This is a genomic window from Streptomyces sp. ADI96-02, from assembly GCF_003846185.1.
GTDB lineage: Bacteria > Actinomycetota > Actinomycetes > Streptomycetales > Streptomycetaceae > Streptomyces.
In genome coordinates this window covers 5343580-5366697 of sequence record NZ_ML123034.1, presented here as the reverse complement: position 1 = coordinate 5366697, position 23118 = coordinate 5343580, and the positions used below count along the sequence as shown (strand labels likewise).

Below are 23118 nucleotides of genomic sequence, written 5' to 3'. Positions count from 1 at the left end.
CGTCGTTCTCCTCCCAGTGCTCCGGCAGTTCGTCACGGCTCACGGGTCACGGTCACCTGGAAGAAGGAGGGCGCATGGCGCAGCCGCAACGGCACACCCAACACGGCGGTCTTGTGCTTGCCTTTCTCGTTCATGACGACGGACAGCGGGGATCTCTTCACGACCAGCGGCACGTACTCGCCCCTGTCCGCGTTGAGTGCGTTGATCTTTTCGATGTTGCGCCGCAGTTCTTCCGACTGGCTGTGGCCGAGCGTCTCGTTGTCCGTGAGGACCGTCGCCGTACTGTGCTCACCCAGCACATACTCAAGCGCAGCCGCCAGACCCTGAGGCGTGGAGTCCATCGCCCACGGACCGGGGTGCGGAACGATCAGGTCCGTGTATGCCACATGCCGGCCGAAGTCCGTGACAGAGCCGCGCACCAACGACAGCTGTTGCGAACGCCCTTCCGCACTCTCCACAGCCTGGCGCATGAGGTCCTGCATCACCGGATCGAAAGCACTGAGATTTCCCCGCAGGTGAAACAGGGCCTTGAGGAGTTCGATGTCCTCCACGCCCGCTCCGCCGTCCACGGCAGCCACCACCGTATTGCGCATCCCGTCCATCGCGTTCTCGAGCGGTGTGTAGTCCTCCGTCGCAAGCAACCGCTCACGCTGTACCGGCGGAAGCCCCGGATACCACGGCAACTGCTCGACGTCCGACCAGGCGAGCTCTCTTCCCTCACCCTGAGCATCGAACGCGATCAACGTAGGAGGGGGCGGAGCGGACGGCGAACCACTCGGCGGAGGGGCCAACAGGATCGCCTCATCAGACGCGTCACCCGCAACACGTCCAGCCGCCCCGGACACCACATCCGGACCGCCGTGGGAACGGACCGCCTGCGTATCGGAGGTTGATCCGGGCTCCTGCGAGGCCGGCTCGCGCTCGGCCTGGTCCCAGAGTTGGCGGAAGCCTGTCAGGGCGTAGGGGTTGTCACCGCTGCCGAGGTCGGAGGGCCGGCCGGGGCCGTAGAGCCGGCGCAGCAGCGGAAGCAGTTCCCGGTCGTGCTGCTCCACCCAGTCGGAGCCGTTGTTGCGCCGGCCGCGCGAGTCGGCGTCCCTGCCGGTGTTCGCACCGAGATAGGCGTTGGTGAGCTGCGCGAAATACTCGTGCGCCTTGCTCGACGAGTAGTTGGGGCCGGGCCCGTCCGGCCATTGCACGACCGAGTCGACAGCGGCCTGCACCCGCGCCCTCGCTCTCGCCTCGGCCTGCGCTTCCGCTCTTCCTCCCGCCTTCGTCCGCGCCTGCGCTTGCTCCTCCGCCTGCCCTTGTGCCTGCGCCTCGGTCTTCACCTTCGTCCGGTACACGTCGGTGATCCATCCACGGTCTTCCTCGTTCAGGACCGACTCGATCGCGTGCGCCCACTCATGACGGGCGATGGAGTATCCATCGGGCTGGACATCGGCGAGCGGTACCGCGGTGGTCTCACCCAGGAGGTTCTCCTCACCTACGGCGACCAGGCCGCCGGCGTAGAGCCCTCGTTCCGTGTCCAGCGACCGGCCGTCGGTCTCGGGGCGTTTCGCGAGCGCGGCGAACTCGGGCAGTGACGTCAACGGCCGGTCCCGGGGAACGACGATCATCCGTCGGCCCCGCGTCAGCAGCGCGACCGCGATCTGCGGGTCGGCGAGCATCTCCGCGACCAGGGCCTCCGCTTCCTCCCTGGCAGCCACGGGCTGTTCCACACCCTCGGGAACGACGACCAGCAACCGCGCCGCCGTTGCCGTGAAGTCGTCCGCGGACAGGCCGGTCCGCAACTGCTCCACGAACTCCGGGTCAGCGGCCAGGAGCTCTCGGTCCCCCGGAGCCAGCGACGTGAGTTCCCGCGCACGCGCCCCCGCGTCCATCGCGATCAGACGTGCCGCCGTCTTCGCGAGAGCCGGCGGGAGCGGAACGGGCGACGGAGCCGGGGCCGGGCCGGCCGGCACCGTACCGCCGGCCGGTCGTGGTGAGGGCCGGGACATGGGAGGCGGAGCGAACCGGGGGGGCTGGTGCCGCGTCGGGGCGACGGGCGAGCCGACCGGGCGCAGCCCGTGAAGGGCCCTTCCCTCGTTGTACAGGCCGAGGGAGAAGACCGCGATGTCGTCGGCGTCGCGCTTGAGGGTCTCCAGAGTCTCTCTCATCGAGGCCAACGCCCGAGCCTCCATGACGACGACGGGAGGCACGATGCGTGCTTCACCACTCCGGCCGTCGGGATGGGAATCCAGTGCGGGGAACTCGGTCTGCATTCCCAGAGCCTGGCGCTGGGTCACGATCCGTTGCGGCTCGTCCAGGAGCAGGTTGTCGAGGTACTCGTGGACCGTCGGGCTCGACGGTCCGACCGTCAAACCGATCCGCAGGTCGAGTACGCTCCGGCCCCTCAGGTCGATCTCGTCCTCGAAGGTGCTCACGAAAAGCTTCCTGAGTGCCTCTTCCTGGTCCTTGAGATACGCGCGAGGCGCCTCACCGAGACTTGCCCGAAGAGCGGCAAGGGGATGGCGGGAGGCCACCGCCGTGAAGTCCTTCGGCAGGATCCCCCTGTTGCGTGCTCCTCGCACAGCGGCCGCGACCTGGATGTACCCGAGCGCGAGTACGCCCTCCAACTCCTTGTCGTCCATCGCGTTCACGGGGTACTGCTCGGGGCGACGGTTGAGCCAGTCGGTGAAGTCCTGACGGGCCGAGGCGCCGAAACGCAGACCGTTGCCCGCGTCCGCGTGGGCGAGCTGCACCGGCTTGGACTCCCGCCGCATACGGCTGGTGACGTACTCGATGAACTGGACGAGTTGCGAAGTCGGCGCGGTCGCCGTGTGATGCACCAGCATGGCGGCCCCGCCGGCTTCGTTGGTCTTGATCGGCAGATCCTCCGAGAGCGGATCCACCTCGTATCCCGCCGACTCCGGGAAGGTCTCCTTGACCGTCGCTCCGTCCCGCGCCTTCCGGAGCCGGTCCACCACACCGGAGAGGCCCGCCAGCGAGTCGGACCGTTCGGCCCGGCCGTCCGCACGTCCCCGCACCAGGCCACGGGCGGCCTCCGAGGTGATTTCGAGGATCGGCACACCCCCGGCCTGGTCCAGCACGATCTTCAGGATGCCGGGCAGCTGAACGACGGCGCCGTTGTGATCGCCGAACTCACCGGGGTAGGCGTCGGCAGGCAGCACCAGCCGATACCCGTGCAGTTCCACCTCCCACCCGCTGGAGGGGGCATATCCCTCGACCTCCACCGATCCCGGAGCGGCGGAGACCCGCGGCGGCACCGCGGCAGGCGGCTCGTCGCGCCGCGAAGGACCAGCAGAAGCGCGCTCCGATCGGTCCCGGACGAAGACACCCGGAGCAGGAGGAGCAGCAAGCTGGTCCATCCTGTCGCGGACCGCCGCCTCCAGACGTGAAACAGCCTCCCACCGCGTGCTCTCCGGGCTCTTGCCGCTCTTCCAGTCCGTCACACTGACCAGCACACTCCGCAATTCATCACGCCCCGCGTCACGCGGAAGACGCGACACCGCCTGATCGACGGCACGCAGCGCGGAAGAGCGACGCAACCCTCCGCGCGCCGAGATCTCCAGCCAGTTGTCAATCGCATCCCTCCCCGCCTGCCGAACCGGCGGCGCCAAAAGAACGTCCACCGGCCGTGCGGGCTCCGAGGGCCGCGCATCCTTCCCAGCGGGCCCCGTCACCGCGGGCGAGGAGGACTCCGGAGGCAAGCCCGACGTCCCGGGCGGGACGGCCTCCGCCGTGGCAGCCGGCTCCGGCGGCGGCGCTGACGCCCCGACGGCTTCGGGCTGTTCGTTCCGGTCGTCCCGCCCGGCGGTCCGGGGCAGCGGAGCCGGGATCGTGCGCGGTGCGTCCTGTACGGAGGCGGGCTGCGCGGGACGGGCCTGCTGCCAGGGGTCGGGGCCGGGGGAGTCGCCGTCGGCCGTGGGGTGCAGGCTGAGCACGGGTTCGCCGGAGTCGTCCGTGCCGGAGAGGTCCGCCGGGAAGCCGGTCCACCACACGCCACGGCCCAGTCGCTGGGCGATCCGGCGGGCGGTGGCCTCAGGGTCGGCGGCCGGGCCCGGGAAGGCGAGGACGACGGGGGTCGAGAGCTCGCGCTTCATCAGCATCGGGTCGTGGGCGAGGAGTTCGGAGAACTCGCCCAGCGTCACCCGGTACGTCTCCCCCTTCCACCGCAGCTCCAGCAGGTCCGGGTCGTCCGCGTCCGGAGCGACCTGCACCAGGAAGGAAAGCGGCGCGCTCTCCCCGCGGGCGTCGCGCACCCACGGGGTGTCGTGCAGCCCGTCCGGGGTACGGAACCGGCTCAGCTCCGCGTCCTGCGGCATGGCGCCGGTGTAGTTCCGCCCGGTGCCGTCGGCGGTGCCCTGCGTCAGGTACGTCATGGTGTAGAGGTTCGCGCCCTCGTCCAGCAGGCTGAAAGCCGCCGCGACATCGAGGTCGGATGCCGCACGGCCCACCGCGAAGGCCCGGGTGAGCACGTCCAGCGCCTTGTCGAGCCGTTCGTCACCGGGGGCCGGTTCCTGGACGGGCGGCAGGTGCAGCAGGCGTCCGACGTACACGGCGGCGTCCGCATCGTGCCGCGGGAGCGTCTCCGCCGCCTTGACCCGGGCCCAGAACATCCGCGACATCTCCGCCTCGCCGACCTCGTCGGTGTCGAGGTGCAGTAAGGCGGCGGCCTCGTCCTCGACGCCGCCCTCCTGGAGCCACGCGGCGGTGCTCCGGACGGCGGGCAGCCGCACGAAGCCCTGGAGTCCGCTGTCGGGGTCCCGCGCCCAGTGCTGTGCGGCGGCGGCGAGCACCGCCCGGGTGCTCGCTCGCGTCGCACCGGTGGCGACCGGCGCATGGGCGTCGACGACCCGCCGGAGCAGGTCCAGCGTGAAGGGTCCGGCCTGGTCCAGCTCGGGATCGCTCCGCCACATGTGGTCCAGCGCCGCCACGCCGCGCAGCAGGTCGCCGAAGTCCGGCTCGTCGTCGACGTACGGGCCGAAGGTCGTCCGCAGCGCCCGCACCAGGCGGAGCGTGGCGTCGCGCATTTCCCGCGACACCTCGTCGTCGCCGAGGCTCAGCCCCGCGGCCTGTGCCAGCGCGTCCAGCTCCTCCTCGTCCGGCTCGGGCCGGGCCAGGTCCCAGGCCCGTGCACGTCCCTGCGCGTCGGTCCACAGCACACGCCGGTAGCGGCCGTTGCTCTCCTCGGTGGTCTGGGGGCTGTGGGCGAGCCGCACCCAGCGCCGGGTCTCGTTCGCCACGTGCTGCGCCATGGACACCGTCCGCAACGGGTCGGGGACGAACGGTCCGGGGAACGCGCCGGTACGACGGCCCGGCGCGGGCACCGAACTGTCGACGGGCGAGCCGCTCCAGCAGGAGACCAGGTCGACCCAGTGGTCCTCGGGCAGGGTCGTCAGGCTCTTGCGGCGGCGCAGCCAGGGGCCCGCCTCCCGCTCGTCGACCCTGCGTTTGGCGCCATTCCGCAGGGCCAGCACCAGGCGGCCCGGGGAGCCGTGCATGTCCAGCCGGTAGGCGCGGTCCTCCGGTCCCGGACGCGGCAGGTCGTACTCCACGGAGTCCCGATCGGTGGCCGGGTTGTAGTGGACGTAGGTCGTCATCCGGTCCAGGTGGCGGTCGTGCTCCTCGAAGAACTCCGCGAACTCGGCGGGATGGTAGGACGCGCGCCCGATCTGACGGCCGGTCCGGGCGCTGATGATGGCGCGGCTGACCACGTCGCGGTGCCAGTCCGGCACGTCGTCGTCCAGGTCCGGCCCCAGGCCGGGAACGGTGGGGACCCAGTCCCCGAAGGGGTGTCGGTCGTCCGGGCTGCGGAGGACGTTGACGGTGGCGGCCCGGCCGGAGACGGTCTCCAGGTCGACGTCGCCGCTGCGGGCCCAGACCGTCAGGCCGGTGCGGTCGGCGAGCACGCGCAGGGCTTCGAGGTCGCCGTCCCCGGCGAACGGTACGGCCAGCACGATGGGGGTGCCCGGGGGCAGTGCCTCGCGGGTCACGTCGGCCGCGACCAGTTCCACGAACTCGTCCATGGCCGACTCGCGCGTCGTGCCGTCCGGCAGCAGCACCTCCACCCGGTCCTGCCCGCCCTCGGCGGCCACCACGTAAGGGGTGGGGCCGTTCGCCCAGGGGACGGGGGCGAACAGCCCCGTCATCCGGTTGTCGGGCTTCAGCAGGACGTGGCTGCGGGTGGGGTCGAGTTCGACCACGTCCTCGTGGGTCCAGTTCAGGCCCGCTGCCCGTTGTCCGGAGATGGTGAAGTGGTGCGCGCGGTCCGGCGCGGTGACGCCCAGTTCGGAGAGGTGGAACGCGGCCAGTGCGTTCACGCCGGTCGCCCGGCCCGCTGCCGTCGCCCGGGCGACCAGGGCGAACAGCTCGGCCCTGGCGTCGTGCTCCACGTCGGCGTCCGGTTCCAGGTGCAGCACGCGGCGCGCGATGGCGTCCACGTCGAAGGGGCGGTCGCGCAGGGACCGGTCGCGGCGGCGCAGGGTGTCCAGCTTCTGCACCGCCCGGGCGTCGGCCGCCTGGGTGAGACCGACGGTCGCCTGCCGCCCCAGCTGGGCCCGGCTGACGTGCTGGAGCCCGCCGGAGGCCACCCAGTCGGTCGGAACCTGGGGCAGGGCCTTGACGACGAGCGGGTAGTCACTCGTGGTCAGCCGTGGCTCGTCCGCGGGCACGTCGCGCTGGAGCTGTTCCAGTTCCAGCGTCAGCAGCCTGATGAAGCGGGTGCGCGCGGAGTTGGCCCGCCGGATCGCGGGCGCTCCGGAGGCGCCTCCGCCGGGGAGTGCGTCCGCCCCGTAGCCGGTGATCACCACGCGCGGCAAGGTGGCGCCCGCGCGCCAGTTGCGGAGCCCGGTGGCGGCGGCCTGGGCCGCGAGCCGGGCGAGGGTCTGTTCGCCCTGCACGGACGGGCTCGTCTCGTCCCGTCCGTAGGCGACCAGGGTCCGAACGGGCAGCGGCGGCAGCGGCCGGACCGGCTGCCCGGGTACCGGAGCGATGGGTATCGGGGCCGGGGAGGTCAGCTCCACGCCCACCATCGGGTCCCCGGCGGACGAACGCGCCCCGCCTCGCGTACGGCTCGCCGCGGCGGCGGTCGCGGGGGCGGCCTCGTCGGTGGAGGGGGACTGCCGTGCCGGAGCGTGGTCCGGTACGGGGCCGGGCTCCGGCGACCGTACGGGCTCGGGCGACCGGGGCGTCGTCTGTGCGGTGGTCGCCTCCCCGGCCCCGGGCAGCTGCGGCGAGGGCGCCGTCCGCACCGGCGGGGCGGTGTTCGGGGCGGCCTGTGTCGGCGGTGCGACCGGGCGCGCGACGTCCTCGTCCATGGACGGGGCGGCGGGGCGGGCCTCCCGCAGGTCAGCCACCGTCGGGCTCGCCAGCCGGGCCAGGGAGTCGCCGAGGGTCGGCACATCGAGATCTCCCACGTTCTTGGCGGAGAGCGTCATCGGGAATGCGCTCCACCACACGCTGCGGCCGAGCCGCTGGGCGACGGCGTCCGCGACGGCGGTGGTGGATCCGTCGAGGCCCTCCAGGGCCAGCAGGACCGGGGTGGTGAGCGCCTTGCGCCGCAGCACCGGGTCGGCCGCCAGGAGTTCGGCGAACTCGGCGGGCGTGACCCGGTGCCGCGTACCGCCGAGGTCCACGTCCACGTGGGCGCTGTCCTCCGGGTTGACCGAGGCGCGGACGAGGTACGGGGTCGGCCGACCGTTGCCGTCGGCGTCCTGGCCCGCCCACGGCGCGTTCTGCTCCGTGTCCGTCGTCCCGGTCTTCAGACGGAACCGGCTCAGATCGGGCAGGAAGGACGAGCGGTCGTGCCAGTCACGCCCGCCGTCGGTGCCGCCGCTGATGCCGACCATCACCCCGGTGGAGTCGAAGGCTCCCGCGGCCTCCACGGCATAGGCCCCCGTGACGTCCGGGTCGGTCATGTCCCGGCTCGCCGCGAAGCCCCGGGTGAGCACGGAGCGGGCGCGGTCGCGCAGAGCGTCGTCGAGGTCGACGGCCGGGTCCAGCCGCAGCGCACGAGTGGTGAGCGTGTCCCCGTCCGGTCCGGCCAGCGTCTCCTCGGCCCGGACCCGTGCCCAGAACATCCGGGGCCGATGGGCGGCGGCGTGGACGGGGTCGGAGAGGCCGAGGGCGGCGACCGCCGCATCGTCCACGGCGGCCGTGTCGCCGAGCCATCCGGCCGCCGACAGCGGTGTCGGCAGGTCCACGAACGCGCTCACCGGGATCCGTGAGTCCGTCCAGGCCCGTGCGGCGTCGGCGAGGACACGACCGGTCGTCTGCCGGTCCACCCCGGCGGCGGCGAGCGGGTGGGCGGCGATCACTCGACGCAGCAGCTCCGGCGAGAAGGGGCCGGCGGGCTGGAGGGCGGGGTCGGCGAACCACATGCTGCCCACCGCGGCGGCCCCGCGCAGCAGGGCCGGGAAGTCGTCGGCGTCCTGCACGTCCTGCCCCAGGACGAGCTTCAGGGCCCGCACCAGGCGCAGCAGTTCGGACCGGGCGACCGTCGAGGGCCCGCCCTCGAACCCGGCCACGCCCGCCATCCGGTCCAGCTCCGCCTCGTCGGGCTCCGGGCGGGCGGTCTCCCACCACCAGCGGCGGCCCCGCGCGTCGGAGAAGAGCAGGCGCAGCGCTTCGTCCTGGTAGCGGGCCGCCCCCTGGACGGAGTACGACATCCGCACCCTGCGGCCGGTGACGTTCGCCAGGTGCTGGCCGAGGGAGAGCGCGTCGTCGCTGAGCGGGTCCGCGGCGAACGGCACCGGGAAGGAGTGCCCGGCCTGCGACAGGTCCTGGAGGGCGTCGTCGGTCGGGGCGGCGGAGTAGCAGACCACCAGGTCGATCCAGTGGTCCTTGGGCAGGGACGACAGGCTCTTGCGCCTGCGCAGCCACTCCCCCGCCTCGTGCCGGCCGGCCGTGCGGGAGCCGCCGCCGGCGAGGGGCAGGTCCAGCCTGCCCGGCAGCCCGTGCCCGGCGAGGAAGTACGCCTTCCCCTTCGGGCCCGGAGCGGTCAGCGGCAGCTTGGCGCTGTAGGTGCCGGTGGCGGCGTTGTAGTGGACGTACACCTTCATCTGGTCGAAGTCGGCGAACGTCTCGCGCTCGCCGACCAGTTCGGCGGGGACGTGCAGGGACCGCCCGATCTGCCGCCCGGTGCTGCTGCTGATGATGGGCTGGGTCAGCACGTCCCGGTGCCAGTCGGGTCCACCGGGCGCCGGGGCCAGCCCCGGGTACTGCGGGAGCCAGCCGCCGTCCGGCAGTCCGTCGCGGTGCAGGACGGCGATGGCGCTCGGCGCGGCCGGGTCGGGGTGGCGCTGGGCCAGCCCGCTGTGCACCCACACGGTGCGGCCGGTGCGTTCGGCGAGGATGCGCGGCAGGTCGAGGTAGCGGTCGCCCGCCATCGGCACGGCCAGCACGATCGGGGTGTCCGCGGGCAGCGGGTTGCGGGCCAGGTCGGCCGCGACCAGTTCGGCGAACTCCTCCTCGTCCAGTTGCCACGTGCTGCCGTCCGGCAGCAGGGCGTCCACCCGGTCGTGGCTGCCGTCTGCCAGCACCGGGTACACCGCCGTTTCGAACATCCATGGCGCCGAATCGACCTGTCCCTGGCCGTTCGGCTGCCCGGCGTCGATCCGGTCCACGAAGAACATGTTGGCGTCGGCGGTGTCGGGGCCGGTCCAGTTCAGGCCCGGCACCCGGTGCCCCTGGTCGGAGACGTACCGCGCGCGGTCGGCGGCGAGGACGCCCTCCTCCTCCAGGTGGAAGGCGGTGAGCGCGGCCAGGCTGGTGGCGCGGCCCGCGGCGAGGGCCCGCTCGGTCATCGTGTAGAGGTCCCGGCGCATCTCGGGGTCGACGAACACCGTCGGGGCCAGATGGAGCACCCGGCGCAGCACCGCGTCCACGTCCAGCGGTCCGGAGCGCAGCGTGCCGGAGCCGGGCCTGCGGTCCATGCGGCGCAGGGCGTCCAGGGTCTCCACCGCGGCCGCGTGTCCGGGCGAGGCGATGCTGATCGTGGCCTGGCGGCCGAGGTCCGGGCTGCTGATCCACCGGTCCGGGGCCACGGTGACGCCCTGGGTCGGGACCCGGACGCGGCCCTGGGCGGTGACGGCGATGTCCTTCGCCCTGATGGGGGTCCGCCCGGCGGGCAGGCCGGCCTGGAGATCGGCGAGCGCCTGGGTCAGCTTCGCGACGAACAGCTCGCGCACCGCCAGCGCTCGCCGGACCCCCCGTTCCCGGGCGGCGTGGTCGCGTTCGCGGGCGGTGCCGGCCCCGCGCGCATCGGCGCCGTATCCGGCGATGTCCACGCGCGGCGGCGGCACCTTGTTGAGGCGGTTGCGCAGTGCGGCCGAGGCCACCCGGCGGGCCAGTTTTTCCAGTTCCTGTTCGGCGCCGTCGTCGGGGGTGGTGCGCTGGGGGGCGAACGGGACGAGGCTGAGCGGCGGCAGGGTGGTCAACGGCCGGGTGGCGGCGGGCGTCGCGAACACCGGCCGCCCCGCGCCGGTGTCCAGCGCGACGGGGGCGGGCGGGGCCGCGTCGGCATCCGTCATCTCCAGGTCGCCCTGGTCCGCGTCGGGCGGGCCCGTGTCGAGGAGGGAGAAGTCGAACGCGTCCACCTCCCCGAGGGCGTCGAAGTCGAAGCTGTCCAGGGCCGAGGGACCGGCGTCCGGCATGTCCAGGTCGGGCAGGTCCGCGTCGGGCTGCGACTGGACGGCGGGGGGCGGTACCGGGGCGGTTCGCGCGGGCGGCGGGGCGGGGGTGGCCGACGTCCGGCGCGGTGGCAGTCCGAGCCCGGCGCGCAGGGTGTCGGCCAGCTCCACGGCGGACCGGGCCGCGTCCTCGGTCCCGGGGGCCGCCCCGAGGAGGTGCGCGGCGACGCGGCGCACCGCGTCGCGGTGGCCGTCGGTGGCGTGCCGGACGTCGGCGAGCACCGGATGCGGTTCGCGCGGCAGCACCAGGGCGACGGCCGTGGACCAGGCGTCGGTGATCTGGTCGGCGTCCAGCCCTTCGGGCGCGGCGGCGGTGAGCTCGGCGCGGGTCTGCGTCCACAGCCGCCGCGCGACGGCGGCGGCCACCGTGTCCAGCGTCCGCGCCGGCGGCCCGGGGCGGGTCAGCCGCACCCGGGTGAGGTCGAGCGGGGTGAGGGCGGCGGCGGGCAGCCGGTCGTCGCCGCGCAGCATCGCCTCGGCGCGCTGCCCCTGGGTCGGGGTGCCGCCGGCCTCGATCAGCTCCGCGATGCTCACGGTCTCCTCGGGGCCGGGGCCGGGCGCGTCGTGGGTGGGAGGCAGGTCGTCCTCGGTGATCTGGCCGGTGAGCCACCGGTTCAGCCCGGCGTCACGGGGCACCGCCGGGGCCGGGGTGTCGGCTCCGGGGTCCTCGCCCCGCCGGGTCTCGATCTCCGAGTCGGAGTCGGAGTCGGTGCGATCGTGCGGCTGGGACTCAGCGCCGGACAGGGTGCTGAGTTCGTACGCCTCCTCCTCGCCCTGCAACCCGGGGTGATCGCTACCGGTCGGGGACGCGGGCGGCGGGAGCGGCGCTTCGTTGACGGCGGTCGTCTCCGGCGGGGCGGGCGTGGTCGGCGGAGGGGTGGGCGTGGCCGGGGCCGGAGGCTTCTCCTCGGGCGTTTCGGCTCGCTTCGGTTCCGGCGTCTGGGCCGCCTCGGGTTCAGGGGTTTCGGCCGCCGTCGGTTCCGGAGTCTTCGGTGCGGACTCCTTCGGCTCCTCCGGTGTCTCGACCGCTTCCTTCGTCTCCGGCGCGGGAGCCGGGGACGGGGCCGGGGTGCGCGGAAGCAGGGGTACGAAGTCGCCGCCGCGACGGCGGAGGCGGAGCACAGGGGCGTCGGGGGACGGACCGGGGTAGGTGTGGACGACGCCGTTCTCCTCGACCAGCGTCACCGTCGTCCCGGTGGCGGCGGCGGCCCACTCGGCCACCGCGCGGTCGGCCTCCGGCCCCCACGGCGCATCCGCCAGGTGACGGCGCAGATGACCGTCAAGGGCGCTCCGGCTCGGGGCGGGCGCGCCCGGCCGGACCTTGAGCGGCGGGGGCGAGAAGAGCGCCTCGTGCTCGGCGCGGTCGCCGGGGAGCCCGTTGAGGCGCATCAGTTGGGCGGGCGACACCCTGGCCCGTCCTCGGAGCCGCGCCGCCTCTGGCCGGTCGCGCCCCGGCTGATCGGCCGCGTGGTGCAGGGCGGTGGAGAGCGCGGCGAAGAAGCCGTTGCCCCGGCCTGCCGGGCTGCCCTGGGTGAAGGTGGCCCCGTCGGGTCCGGTGAGGAACCCGTCGCGGTCCAGACGGTAGCGGGGGCCGGTGGCGTCGGCGGGCGGCAGCCAGGGCGGGGTGGCGTGGCTGCGATGGGCGGGCGGCTTCCCGTCGGTGCCCGTGGTGCTGGTCGTGCCCGGGGCCGTGCTCTCACCGGAGGGTGCGGGCGTCGAACCCGTCGCCGTGGTCGTCGCCGGCGTCGGGAGCGCGGTCGTGACCGGGGGCGTCGCGCCGGGCGCCAGGGCGGCGGAGAAGAAGCCGTCCGCCGCGAACAGCAGCGGGCCGGTGGCCGGATCGGCGGTCGCCGGGTCGGCCCCGCGCGGCAGGAACATCTGCTGCCGCCCCTCCCCCGTCACCACCGTCACCGGGGTGCCGAGGACCCGGGCCGCGAGCGCGGGCAACAGGTCCGCTCCGCCGTGGTCACCGGCCCGGCGCTCGGGCGGGGCCGGGCTTTCGGTGTCGGGCGTCGTCGCCGCGGGCTCGGCGGCGAACGGGCGGGACAGGGCTGCCGTGGCCAAGGCCACCCGCTGTTCCGGGCTCGGCCAAAGGGTCTGCGGGAGGCGGCCCAGCGCGTCGAACTCGGCCTGCTGGGCCGGGGTCAGCTCCAGCCCTGCCGCGTCCAGTTCGTCCTGGGTGAAGGTGTCCGCCGCATCCAGGGCCAGACCGTCGAGCAGGTCCTCGTTGCCGTCGTCGGCCAGCGCCCAGGCCAGCCGGTGGCGTGCGGCGTCGACGGCCTCGGCGGTGACCTCCGGGTTGCCGGGGTCGGCCGTGAACCGGTCCGCGAGGCCGGCGTCGAGCAGGTACGGCAGCCTGCCCCGGTCCTGGGCCGTCGCGAGGAGCGCGTGGAAGAACGAGGCCCCGTCGTGCGGGACTTCGTGCACCTCGTGCACCGTGCGGCCGTCCGGCGAGGTCAGGGTGCGCGGGGCGGTCCCGGTGGTCCCGGTGACCTGGTGGGGCTTCGGCGCCTCGGAGCGCCAGTCCGGTGCGGCGTACTCCTGCGGCGCGTCCTTCACCGGGACCGTGCCCGAACCCTGGTGGTGGGCGGTGAGGCGGGTGGCGGCCAGGTGGAGGCGGTGGTGGTCGGCGGCGGCGCCGTCGACCCGCTGCTGCCAGAGGCGTACGTCGTCGCGGGCGGCTTCCCAGGCGGCGACGGCCGGGGACCCGGCGATCGGCCGGGGCAGGACGGTCGGGCGGCCGTCGCCGCCGAGCGCGGCCCGCTCGTCGGCGCTCAGGTCGAGCCAGGTCTCCCGGGCCTTCGCGCGGGCGTCGTAGTAGTTCTTCTCGGCGGTGGCGAGGTCGGCCGCCGCCCTGGCCTGGTCGTCCCAGGCAGCACGAGCCTCGTCGGGGAACGTGGTGTCGTCCAGGAGGCCGAGGTCGCGGGCGATGTCCTCGCGCAGCCAGACCAGGGCGGTGGTCTCGGCCTCGGCGGCGCGCGGACCTCGCCGGGGCTTGCCCAGGGCCTGCATCGGGCGGCTGTCGGTGACCCGGTGGTCCACCTCGGCCACCGACAGCCAGCTCACCGGAATCGCGAAGAGCATGCTGCGGTCGGCGACGACCTTCACGTGCGCGCCGAGGGTGGTGTCCACCGCCGCCCTGAGGGCGGTGGAGTCGTTGGCGCCGCCGATGGGGACGGTGGCCCCGGGGTTGGTCACACCCGCGTTGCTGTTGCCCGCCAGCGGGGAGGTGCTGACCGCGCCCTCGACGTTGTCGGCGATGCCCGGGGCCAGCGCGTCGCCGGTCCTGTGCCGCCGCATGGCCTCCATGCGCGGCTTGTTCTCGACCGCGAGCAGCCGCGTGCCGCTCCTGTGCATCTTGGCGTAGACGCGGGAGTCGGCGGTGTGGGACTGGCCCAGCAGCCGGGCGGAGGACTGGGTGGGCAGGGGTGAGCCGTCGGGGCTCAGCGCCTCGCGGAAGCCCCCGGTGAGGCCGACCTGCGAGGTGGCCTCCTGCTGGGCCTGCGCGGCGGCGGTGCCGAGGCCGGTGAGCGGGGTGTGCCGGGCCATCCGTACGCGTTCGGCGAGCATGTCGCCCGTGTGCCGCGTCCCGAGGTCGGTGTCGCCCGGGAAGCCGTCGGCGCGGGCGGTGGCGAGGGTCAGTGCGTCCTGGACGTTGGGCGCGCCGAGGATGTCCACGGCGAGGATGCCGGAGCCGAGGAGGTCGTCGACGGGCAGGATGTCCGGGTCGCTCCCGCCCGTCTCCCGATCCGTGGTCCGCCAGGCGGCGACGGCTTCCGGCCGTGCCTGATCCGCCGTCAGTACGGTGACCGCGCGATCGGGTCCGGGCACGTCCTGTTCGGTGAGCGCGCCGTCGGAGCCGTCGCCCTCCGGGGTGAGCAGGTTGGTCGGGAGCACTTCGGAGAGGCTGCCGACGTCGGCGGTGACGGCGGCGGTCAGCGGCTCCCCGGCGGCGTTGGTCAGGGTGGCCGTCAGGGTGTAGGTGGTGACGATCTCGGCATGCGTCTGGGTGGTGACGACGTTGGGCATCGCGGTGGTTCCCGCGGTCTCGGTCCGGTTGGTGGCCCGCTGCTTGGCGGCCGTGCCCTGGAGGGCCGGATTGGCGACCAGCGCCCCGTCGCCCGTGACGCGTTCGCCGACGCTGAGCGTCACGTCGCCGCCGCGGTCCTGTGCCTGGGCGCCGGCGTCGTCGCGGTGGTTGGTGCGGTAGTCCTCCAGTTCGTAGCCGGTGCGCAGCCGCCGCACGGTGGTGGTGACCGGGGTCAGCGTGAACGTCAGCCGGCCGGGGCTGCCGCCGACCGGCAGGTGGTGCGGGCTGGACCAGGCGCGGTAGCGGACCGGCAGGGTCAGTCCGTCGGTCGTCAGCTCGTGGAGGTGGGAGCGGAGGAAGTCGGGGGAAAGGTGCTGGAGGGCCTGTTCCCGGTCGTGCGAGGGCACGCCGATCTTCTCCAGTTGCCCCATCAGCCGGGGTGCCACGGGGCTCGCGTCGAGCTGGCCGCTGGGGTGGGAGGGGAAGCGGCGGCCCCGCAGGAAGGGCGGCAGCCGGTAGCCGCGACCGAGGTTGCCGGGGGTGGTGTCGCCGAGCCCGTCGGGGGCGAGCCCGGCCTCGATGGCGTCCAGCATCGGCAGGTGGAACATCACGGCGTCCGGGACGCGGTGGCGCGCGGCGGCGGCGCGGCGCGGGGCGAGGCCGCGGCCGAGCCGCTCGGAGATCCGCCCGGCGGCGGAGCTGATCCCGGTCCCGGCGCGGGTGCCGATGGCTCCCATGGCGGCCGTCCAGCGGTCCCGTACGGCGACGGTCTCGGTGGCGTCGGCGACCACCAGGTACATCCGGCCGGCGTAGGTGAGCGTGGTGGTCCGTCCCCGGGTGAGGGTGTGCGCGACGCTGCGGCCCTTGCCCCAGGCGTACTGGAGGGCGGTCGAGTACGAGCCGATCACCGCCTCGGCGCCCGGAGCCTTCTGGAGCGGCGTGCTCGTGCCCTGGAGGCCGACCGCGGTGCGGCTCGTGATGCCGGAACTGGCCGTCACGCGGTGCTCGTTGCCGAGGGTCGCCTCGAAGTTGCCGGGCTTGGGGTCGCTCTTGACCCGGAGGTTGCCGAGGTCGCCGCGGACCGCGGCCTTCAGGTAGTGGGTCGACAGGGGGCCCGCACCGGTGAGTCCGGTGATGCGGGAGCCGAACGGGCCGAGGTACTGGCCGAGTTGCCCGGCGATGCCGAGGTCGGCCATGGCGCGTCGCAGGGCGGTGCTGACCGGAGTGCCGGGGGCGTTGGTGTGCCAGGAGGTGCCGGAAGCGCGGTCGGCGGTGTTCTGGACGAGCTGCTGGCGCTGGTGCCCGCCCTCGGTGCTGAGCACCACGTTCGGGGCGCGGAGCAGTTGCTGGACGAGCTGCCGGTCGGCGGCATTGGCCGGGGGCGACGACAGCGTTCCGTCGAGGAGTCGGTCCGCGTCGTCGGCGGAGGGCCGCGGCGGTTCGGGGGTGGGTGACGGCGTGGTGGCGGGCGCGGTCCCCGGGCCTGTGGCGGCAGGAGCGGTCGCGGGCCCCGTCGTGGCGGGGGCCGTCGCCGGGCCGGTGGACGTGGTGGCGGGCGGGTCCGTCGGGGCGTGGCGGTCGGAGCCGTGGCCGGTGGGGACCGCCAGCTCCACCCGGCCCACGGTCTCGCTCCCCCGGGTGAACAGCGGGCGGTCCTCGACCTTGCTGACGAACAGGCCCGCGCCGAGCAGCCCGACCGATACGAGCCGGGTCCAGCCGCGCGGGCGGCGGTGCCCCTCGAAGGACGCGCCCAGCTCCACCTGGTAGCTGTAGAGGTCGGCGCCGTTCTGGAAGGTGAGCTGGTCGTGGGTGACCGCGACGGTGTTCTTGGTGGCCTTGGCGTCGGTCCTGGCGTAGCGCGCGCCGACGGCGAGGCTGCCGGCCTGGCGGGGCGCCCCGCTCGCCGGTTCCTTGTCGTGGTCGCGGGGCGAGACGCCCAGCTCGACCCCGGCGGACAGCGTGGTGGACACCTGCTGCCCCTGCCCCGACAGCTCGGTACCGATCACCGCGTTGCGCAGCGAGCGTTCGCTGAGGGTGGTCTCGAACTGCCGGTCGGTGAGCCGGGCGCGCAGGATCAGGGTGTGGTGGCCGCGGCGGACCTTGCCGTCCTCGGTCAGGGTGACCGGCACACCGGTGGTCGTCAGGTCGTCCAGGCTCTGCGCGAGGGTGGGGCGGCTCAGCGCCTCGCGGACCTGGCGCTCGTTGTGCAGGGCGGTCCGCATCCGCCCGTCCCCGTACCAGAGCTTGGCCAGGTGCGGGTGACGCAGCATCAGCGGCGGTGCGAACAGCGACGGGTAGGCGCGGGTGAGGGTGTCCAGCACCGTGTCCGCGAAGGTGCGCAGGGGGTCCTGCGGGGCGGGCGCGGGGGGTGTCGCCGTGGTCGTGCCGGGTGCGGGGGCGGTGGCCGGTGCGGGGGGCGGGGTGGGCCGGCGGTCGGGCCGGAAGCCCTCCGCCCGGACCTGGCCGCCGAGGTGGACGGGGGCCTCCCGGGTGAGGTACCAGGGCACCGGCGGCTCGGCGTCCGGGTTCGGGCCGGTCGCTCCGGGCGTACGGCTGTCCCAGCCCGCGAGGCGGCGCGCGTCCTGGGTGGAGTACCAGTCGAGGCTGACCACCCGGACCGGGCGGGCGGCGGACTGCGGACGGCCCGCCTCGCGCACCATCAGCGTGCGCTCCACCCGGTAGAGGGCGACCGGGTGGTTGCGGACGCGGCCGGTGACCTTGCGGGCGGCGTCGGTGCCGAAGTAGTGGCCGCGTCCGGCGCTCAGGTCGGTGCGCACCAGGGGGCCGCCCTGGACGCGTATGTCGGTCTCCGGGCCGATCAGGGTGTGGTTGGGGCCCGCGGTGATCTGGACGCCGAGGCGGGTGTCGCGGACGTGGGCGCGCTGGTTCTGGTACGTGACCTGCGTGAGGTCGCGCACCTCCGCCTTGACGGACTCGGTGACCAGGGTGGCGCGGTGCGGGATGGACCGCTCGACGACCAGGTGGCCCAGCGGGTGCTGTCCGCTGCCCCGGGTCAGCTCCGGACCGCTGACCGGTCCGGCGAACCGCCCGAACAGACCGAGCAGCCGCTCGGGGCGGACGTACGAGATCAGCGTCCGGTGGGCGGAACTGCCGGGCCGGGCGCCGGAGAGGGCGAGCGCCACGTCCTCCGGCGGGTCCGTCAGGTGCAGGGCGGTCGTGTCGGCGATCCGGGGTTCGGCCCCGTCGGGGAAGGTGAGCGTCCGCGGGGCCCGCTTCGGTCCCTTGTAGGGGACGGTGAGCTCGTCCGGCAGCCGCCAGCTGAGCCCGTCGCGCATGGCGAACCGGGCGGCGTGCACCTCGTTGCGCCGCCACCGCGGGGCGGGGGTGGTCGTACGGTCCGGTCCGGTCGTCTTCGGCGCTTCGGTGACCCGCTCGACCCGCACCCGGTAGTGGACGTCGTCCAGGTGCAGGTGCGAGCCCTCCCATCCCCGGTGCTCGCTCTGGTGGTACGCCTGGGTGCCCGGGGTGTAGTCGGTCCTGCGGGTCCAGCCCAGCGCGACGCCGATCTTGAGCATCCAGTTGAGCGGCGGGCCCATGCCCAGTGCCCCGGCGATCCGGCGGCCGACGCCGACGCTGCGCCCGCCGCCCGTACTGGCCTGGCCGCGGCGCATGGTGTCCAGCCGTACGGTGCCGCCGCCCACGTCGCCGAAGCGTTCCCAGCGGTGGTACGGGACGGCCTCCACGATCAGCTCGTGGCCCACGCCCGACTTCTCCCGGCCCACGACGCGTGCGCCGCGCGGTGCGGTGAACGCGCCGGGCTGGTCGCGCAGCAGGCGCAGCAGCTCCGCTTCGTCGAACTGGTCCCGGAGCTTCTTCGGCAGCTGGTCGAAGACCTCCTTCGCCACCTGCTCGGGCGAGCGCAGGGTGAGGGAGCCGGGGCCGTTGAGCAGTCCGGTCAGCGGGGTCCGGTCGGGCCGGGCCTCCGGTCCCGTACCGTCGTCGTCCGGGTCGGCGTCCGGGCTGATCAGGACGGTGGGCAGGCGGCTGCCGTCGTCGAAGGTGACGGTGCGCGGTGCGGGGCCGGGCGGCGGGGCGTCCTCGCCGGTCAGCAGGCGGGCCGGGCGGTGCCTCTCCAGCTGGGTCTCCAGCGGTGCGGCGTCGCCGGGGTCCGGGGTCGGGGTGTCGGCGCCGTCCAGGTCGGTGACACCGCCCATGCCGCGCAGCCACTCTCCGAACACGTCGGGCGTGGCCGGCTCTTCGCTCACCGGAGCCGGGGCGGGCGTCGGGTCGGCGGCGACGGGTGCGGGCAGGGACGTGGTCGGGATCAGCGCGTCGTAGTGGTCGGTGCCGTTGTACGCAAGGTGCAGGGCGTCGGTGCCGCCCGGGTTGAGCGGGGTGACCAGGCTGCTGGTCGGCGCCGAGGGGTTCGGCTGTACGAGTCGCAGGTCGAGGTCGAGGGTGTGGGCCAGCAGGTGCGGGAGCACGTCCGCGAAGGGCGTGGACCAGAGTGCCGTCTGTTCGGCCGCCGCGAGGATGAGTCCGTCGCTGCCGAGCTGACGGGCGTGCGCCGGGGTGGGGGCGACGTCGGCGAGGTGCGGGTAGCCGCTGTACCGGAGGACGCTCCGCCACCGGCGTCCGTTGCCGTCGGTGACGACCTTCTGCGCGATCCGGTCCCAGTCTCGCCCGACGCGTTCCCGCGCCTCCGGGTCCCGCACTCCGGCGAGGGCGGTCATCCGCAGGTCGTCGACGACGGCGAGGACCGGATCCGGGGTCGTCAGGGCGGCCGTGGTGAGCAGTTCGGACTCGGTGAGCCGGTCGCGCAGCAGGCCGCGGAGTCCGGCGGCGTCGCGGGCGGCCCAGGCGGGCGGTACGGGGTGGCTGCGGGCGGAGTCGAGCACCGCGTGGAACAAGCAGTCGCCGTCGGCCGGGGTCGGCAGCCTGCGGAAGGTCCGCGTGTCCGCGTGGACGGTCTCCGCGAGGCCCGGCGAAGCGGTGTCGCCGGCCAGGTCCAGGTCTTCGGCGATGCTCTCGGGGCGACCGGGCGGCGTTCGCGGGGCCGGCCGGGGGTTGACGGACTCGGCGTGGTCGTCGCCCGGGTCGGGGGTCGTGCCCGGTGTCAGGGCGCCGTCGGGCCCGGGGCCGTCCTGCGGACCGGCCGGGGCGGCCTGTGGGCGGTGCAGGCGGCGGGCCAGCTCGGCGGTGTCCTCGGGGCTGAGGTGCAGGTCGGTCAGCGGGAGCGGGGCGTCGGACAGCGACCAGGAGATCTGGGCGGACCGGGCGTAGGTGAGGCCGAGCACGTCGGACCGTGAGACCAGGGTGTCCGGGTCCATCGTGGGCGGCGGGGGCGGCAGCAGCTCGTCGAGCGTGGTGGCCGGGGTCTCTCCGGCCCGCAGTCCGGCGGCGGCGTCCAGGAACGCGGTGTACTGCCGGTGGGTGGGGCCGGTGGCCGGGTCGACGCCCGGCTCGCCGTTGGCGGTGTGCCAGTCGGTGACCATGCGGTCCAGCAGGTCCGGGGTCATGCGGCCGTCGCCGTAGCGGGCGGCGGTGCCCGGGTCGCGCCAGCGCAGACCGTCCACGTACGCGAGGCCGGCCAGCGCCTCCCGGTTGTCCGGGTTGGTCTCGGCGTCGGGTCCGAGGACGTCACGCAGGGTGCGGATCTGCTGGAGGGTACGCGCGCGGGCGAAGGGGTCGGCCGGGTCCGGGCCGGCGTGCAGTCCGGCCGCGCGCGCCAGGTCGTCCAGCTCGGCCCCCTCGGGCTCCGGCGTGAACAGCCGCCACCGCCCGGGCCCGTCGGGCCCCTCCAGGAGGATCGCGCGTACGGCGCCGTCGGCGTCCTTGACCGTGCCCGATTTGGTGGTCGGCGCGTGCACCGGGCGCCCGGTCCGGTTCGCCACGTGCTGGGCGACCGGGAGGCCCGCGATCATCGGCTGCCGGCCGGTCTCGCAGGAGAAGAGCACCAGCGGCCGATTCTGGTCGCCGTCCTCGTCCTGCGTCCAGGAACTGATCACGTCGCCGAGCTGTACCCCGCTGACCTTGACATCTGGGCGGTCGGCGTTGTGCGTGCCGAGGGTGACGCTACGCGAGCTGCCGTGGCCGACGAAGTAGTCGGCACCCCCCTTGGTGCCGGAGCCTGGCAGCGCGGTCGGCGGGCCGGTGAACACCCTCCGGGGTGCGCGCGGGGCCTCGGTGCTTCCCGGGGGCGGAGGCCCGGCGGGGGTGATGCGCAGCCCTCGGAAGGTGTCCTGGCCGAGCAGCGCCTCACGGTGCTCGCTCCGAGCCGTACCGTCCTCGGCCGGGCTCTGCAAGATGGTCAACGTCTGTACGGCGACGCCGGGTTGCGGCGTGAGGGCCGTCCGCGGCACGAAGCGGCGCAGCTCGGAGAAGGGCACGGTCTCACCACTGAGCGTGGTGACGGACGGCCCGGCGGCGGGCGGCGGCGTGGCGCTGGTGCCGTCCGTGGCGGTCGTCGTCGGGTTCGCGGTCGTCGTCGGGTTCGCGGTGTCCGCGGCACCGTCCTGACCGGACTCCAGGTTCGGGTCGGTGGCGGTCTCGCCCTGTGGCGGGCGCGATCCGCCGGTGTCCAGCGCCCCGTTGCGGATCAGGGACTCGACCATCTGCGGCACCGAGTAGCCGCCCTGGAAGAGGCTGTACATGTTGTCCGGCACGACCGGGCGCAGCCCCTGCTCCAGGAGCAGCTTCGGCAGCAGGATCTGCACGTTGGAGCGCAGGTTGCCGTCCTGGAACGGGTGCACCACGTGCAGCGCCCGGATGGTGCGGACGGTGGAGGCCAGCTTGACCATGTCGTCGGCGTCGGGAGCGGAGACCCGCGTGTAGTGCTGCTGGAACAGCGCGTCGACGAGTCCGGGAGCGGCGTTCTTGCCGTAATTGGTCGCCAGTGCCAGGTTGCTGTGCATGAACCCGGTCAGGATGGTGACCGGCCGGGGATTGGGCAGCGGCTTGGACCAGTCGCGCTTCGCCACGTCGTAGACCAGCAGTTGGTCGCCGATCCGCTCGTCGAACATGTCGTCGGCGAGCGCGTCGCCCCGCAGCGGGAACTGCGTGGCCCCGCCGCCGGACCAGCCGATCGACCGGCCGAGGTACGCGGTGGCCAGGCCGTGCATGGTCCGGTACGAGGAGGAGTCCATGGGCGTGGCGACCGTGTCGGGGTCACCGAGGAAGCGGGTGTACGCGGACACCATGCCCTGCTGGAATCCGGGCGAGCGGTCGTGGTCGTAGTAGGAGCCGGGGTCGTCCGGGAAGGCTTCGAGCGCGGCATCGTGGTTCTTCGGGTCGATGTAGAAGGTCCACCACTCGTCCTCCGGGAGGAAGTCCCGCAGGTTCTTGTGCGGTTGGGGCTCCTCCGGGCCCGCGGGGCGTACGACGATCCGCCCGGACGGCGGCTCGGTGGGCGGCGCGGCCGCCTGGTCCTCACGGTCCGACTCCAGGTGGAGATCGGTGGCCGTCTCGGTCCAGGGCAGGGCGTCGGCGGTCGGCTTGGAGGTGACGGGGACGTCGGTGCCGGTCGTGGGCGCGGGGGCCGACGGCGTGGTGACGAGGGGCGGCTTGATGTCCGGCGCGGTGTCCGAACCGGTCGTGACCACCGGGGGCTTGACGTCGGCGGGCGACTCCGGGCCGGTGGGGGCCGGGGACGCCGTGACGTCCGATGGGCCGTCCGAACTGGTGGTGATCACCAGCGGCTTGGCGTCCGGGCCGGCCGTGGGCCCGTCGGTGGTGACCGTCGGCTCGATGTCGGGTGCGGCCCGGGTGTCATCGGTGGTGAGCGTCGGCGTCGCGTCCGCGCCGGGCTCGCCGGTCGGGCCGCCGTGCGCGACGGGACGCGGGCCCGGGGAGGTCGAAGCGGGTGGCGGGGTCGTCGTCGACGCGGGCGGCGGAGCGGTCGAGGTGGTGGGCGGCGGTGTGGTCGAAGTGGTGGGCGGCGTGGTGCCCGTCACGACGGGCGGCACGCCGAGGGCGTCGGCGAGCGGCAGCAGCACGTTCGCGCCGGGGAACGCCGTCTTCCCCGGGGTGTCCGGACCGCCCGTGAACTCCGGTCCGCCGAGCGGTCGGACCTGCACCGGGGCGCCGGAACCCTCCCGGGTCAGCTCGAACGCGCCGCGCTCCGGGAGCCCCGTCGCGTCGGACCCGGTCGGCGGGCCGAGCACCACGGCCCGGTCCGCTCCCGCGTCGTCCAGCAGCGCGGCGGCCTCCGGAGACCCGTCGACCAGCGCGGGCGGGGTCTCCGAGACGATGACCGTCAGCGGCGGCGCGTCGCTGCGGGGACCGGGTCCGGTGCTGATGCCGGTGCCGGTATCGCCGTCGGCGCTGTCCGCGGCGGGCGAGCCGGCCGTGCCGTTCGACCCGGGCGCGGTGTCCGTGCCGTTCGACCCGGGCGCGGTGTCCGTGCCGTTCGACCCGGGCGCGGTGTCCGTGCCGTTC

General features: G+C 74.4%; 1 protein-coding gene and 1 pseudogene. One reads left to right on the top strand and one right to left on the bottom strand.

The genetic code is table 11. The annotated features are described in order from the left end of the window. Positions 1-32: 32 nt before the first annotated feature. Complete coding sequence (locus EES43_RS23540) at positions 33-22847, bottom strand: lonely Cys domain-containing protein (RefSeq protein WP_206430109.1); 22815 nt, start codon at positions 22845-22847, stop codon at positions 33-35. A gap of 82 nt (positions 22848-22929) precedes the next feature. On the opposite strand from EES43_RS23540, the pseudogene EES43_RS31045 reads away from it, so the two are divergent. Next, positions 22930-23118 (top strand): annotated as a pseudogene (locus tag EES43_RS31045) (hypothetical protein); the annotation flags it as partial.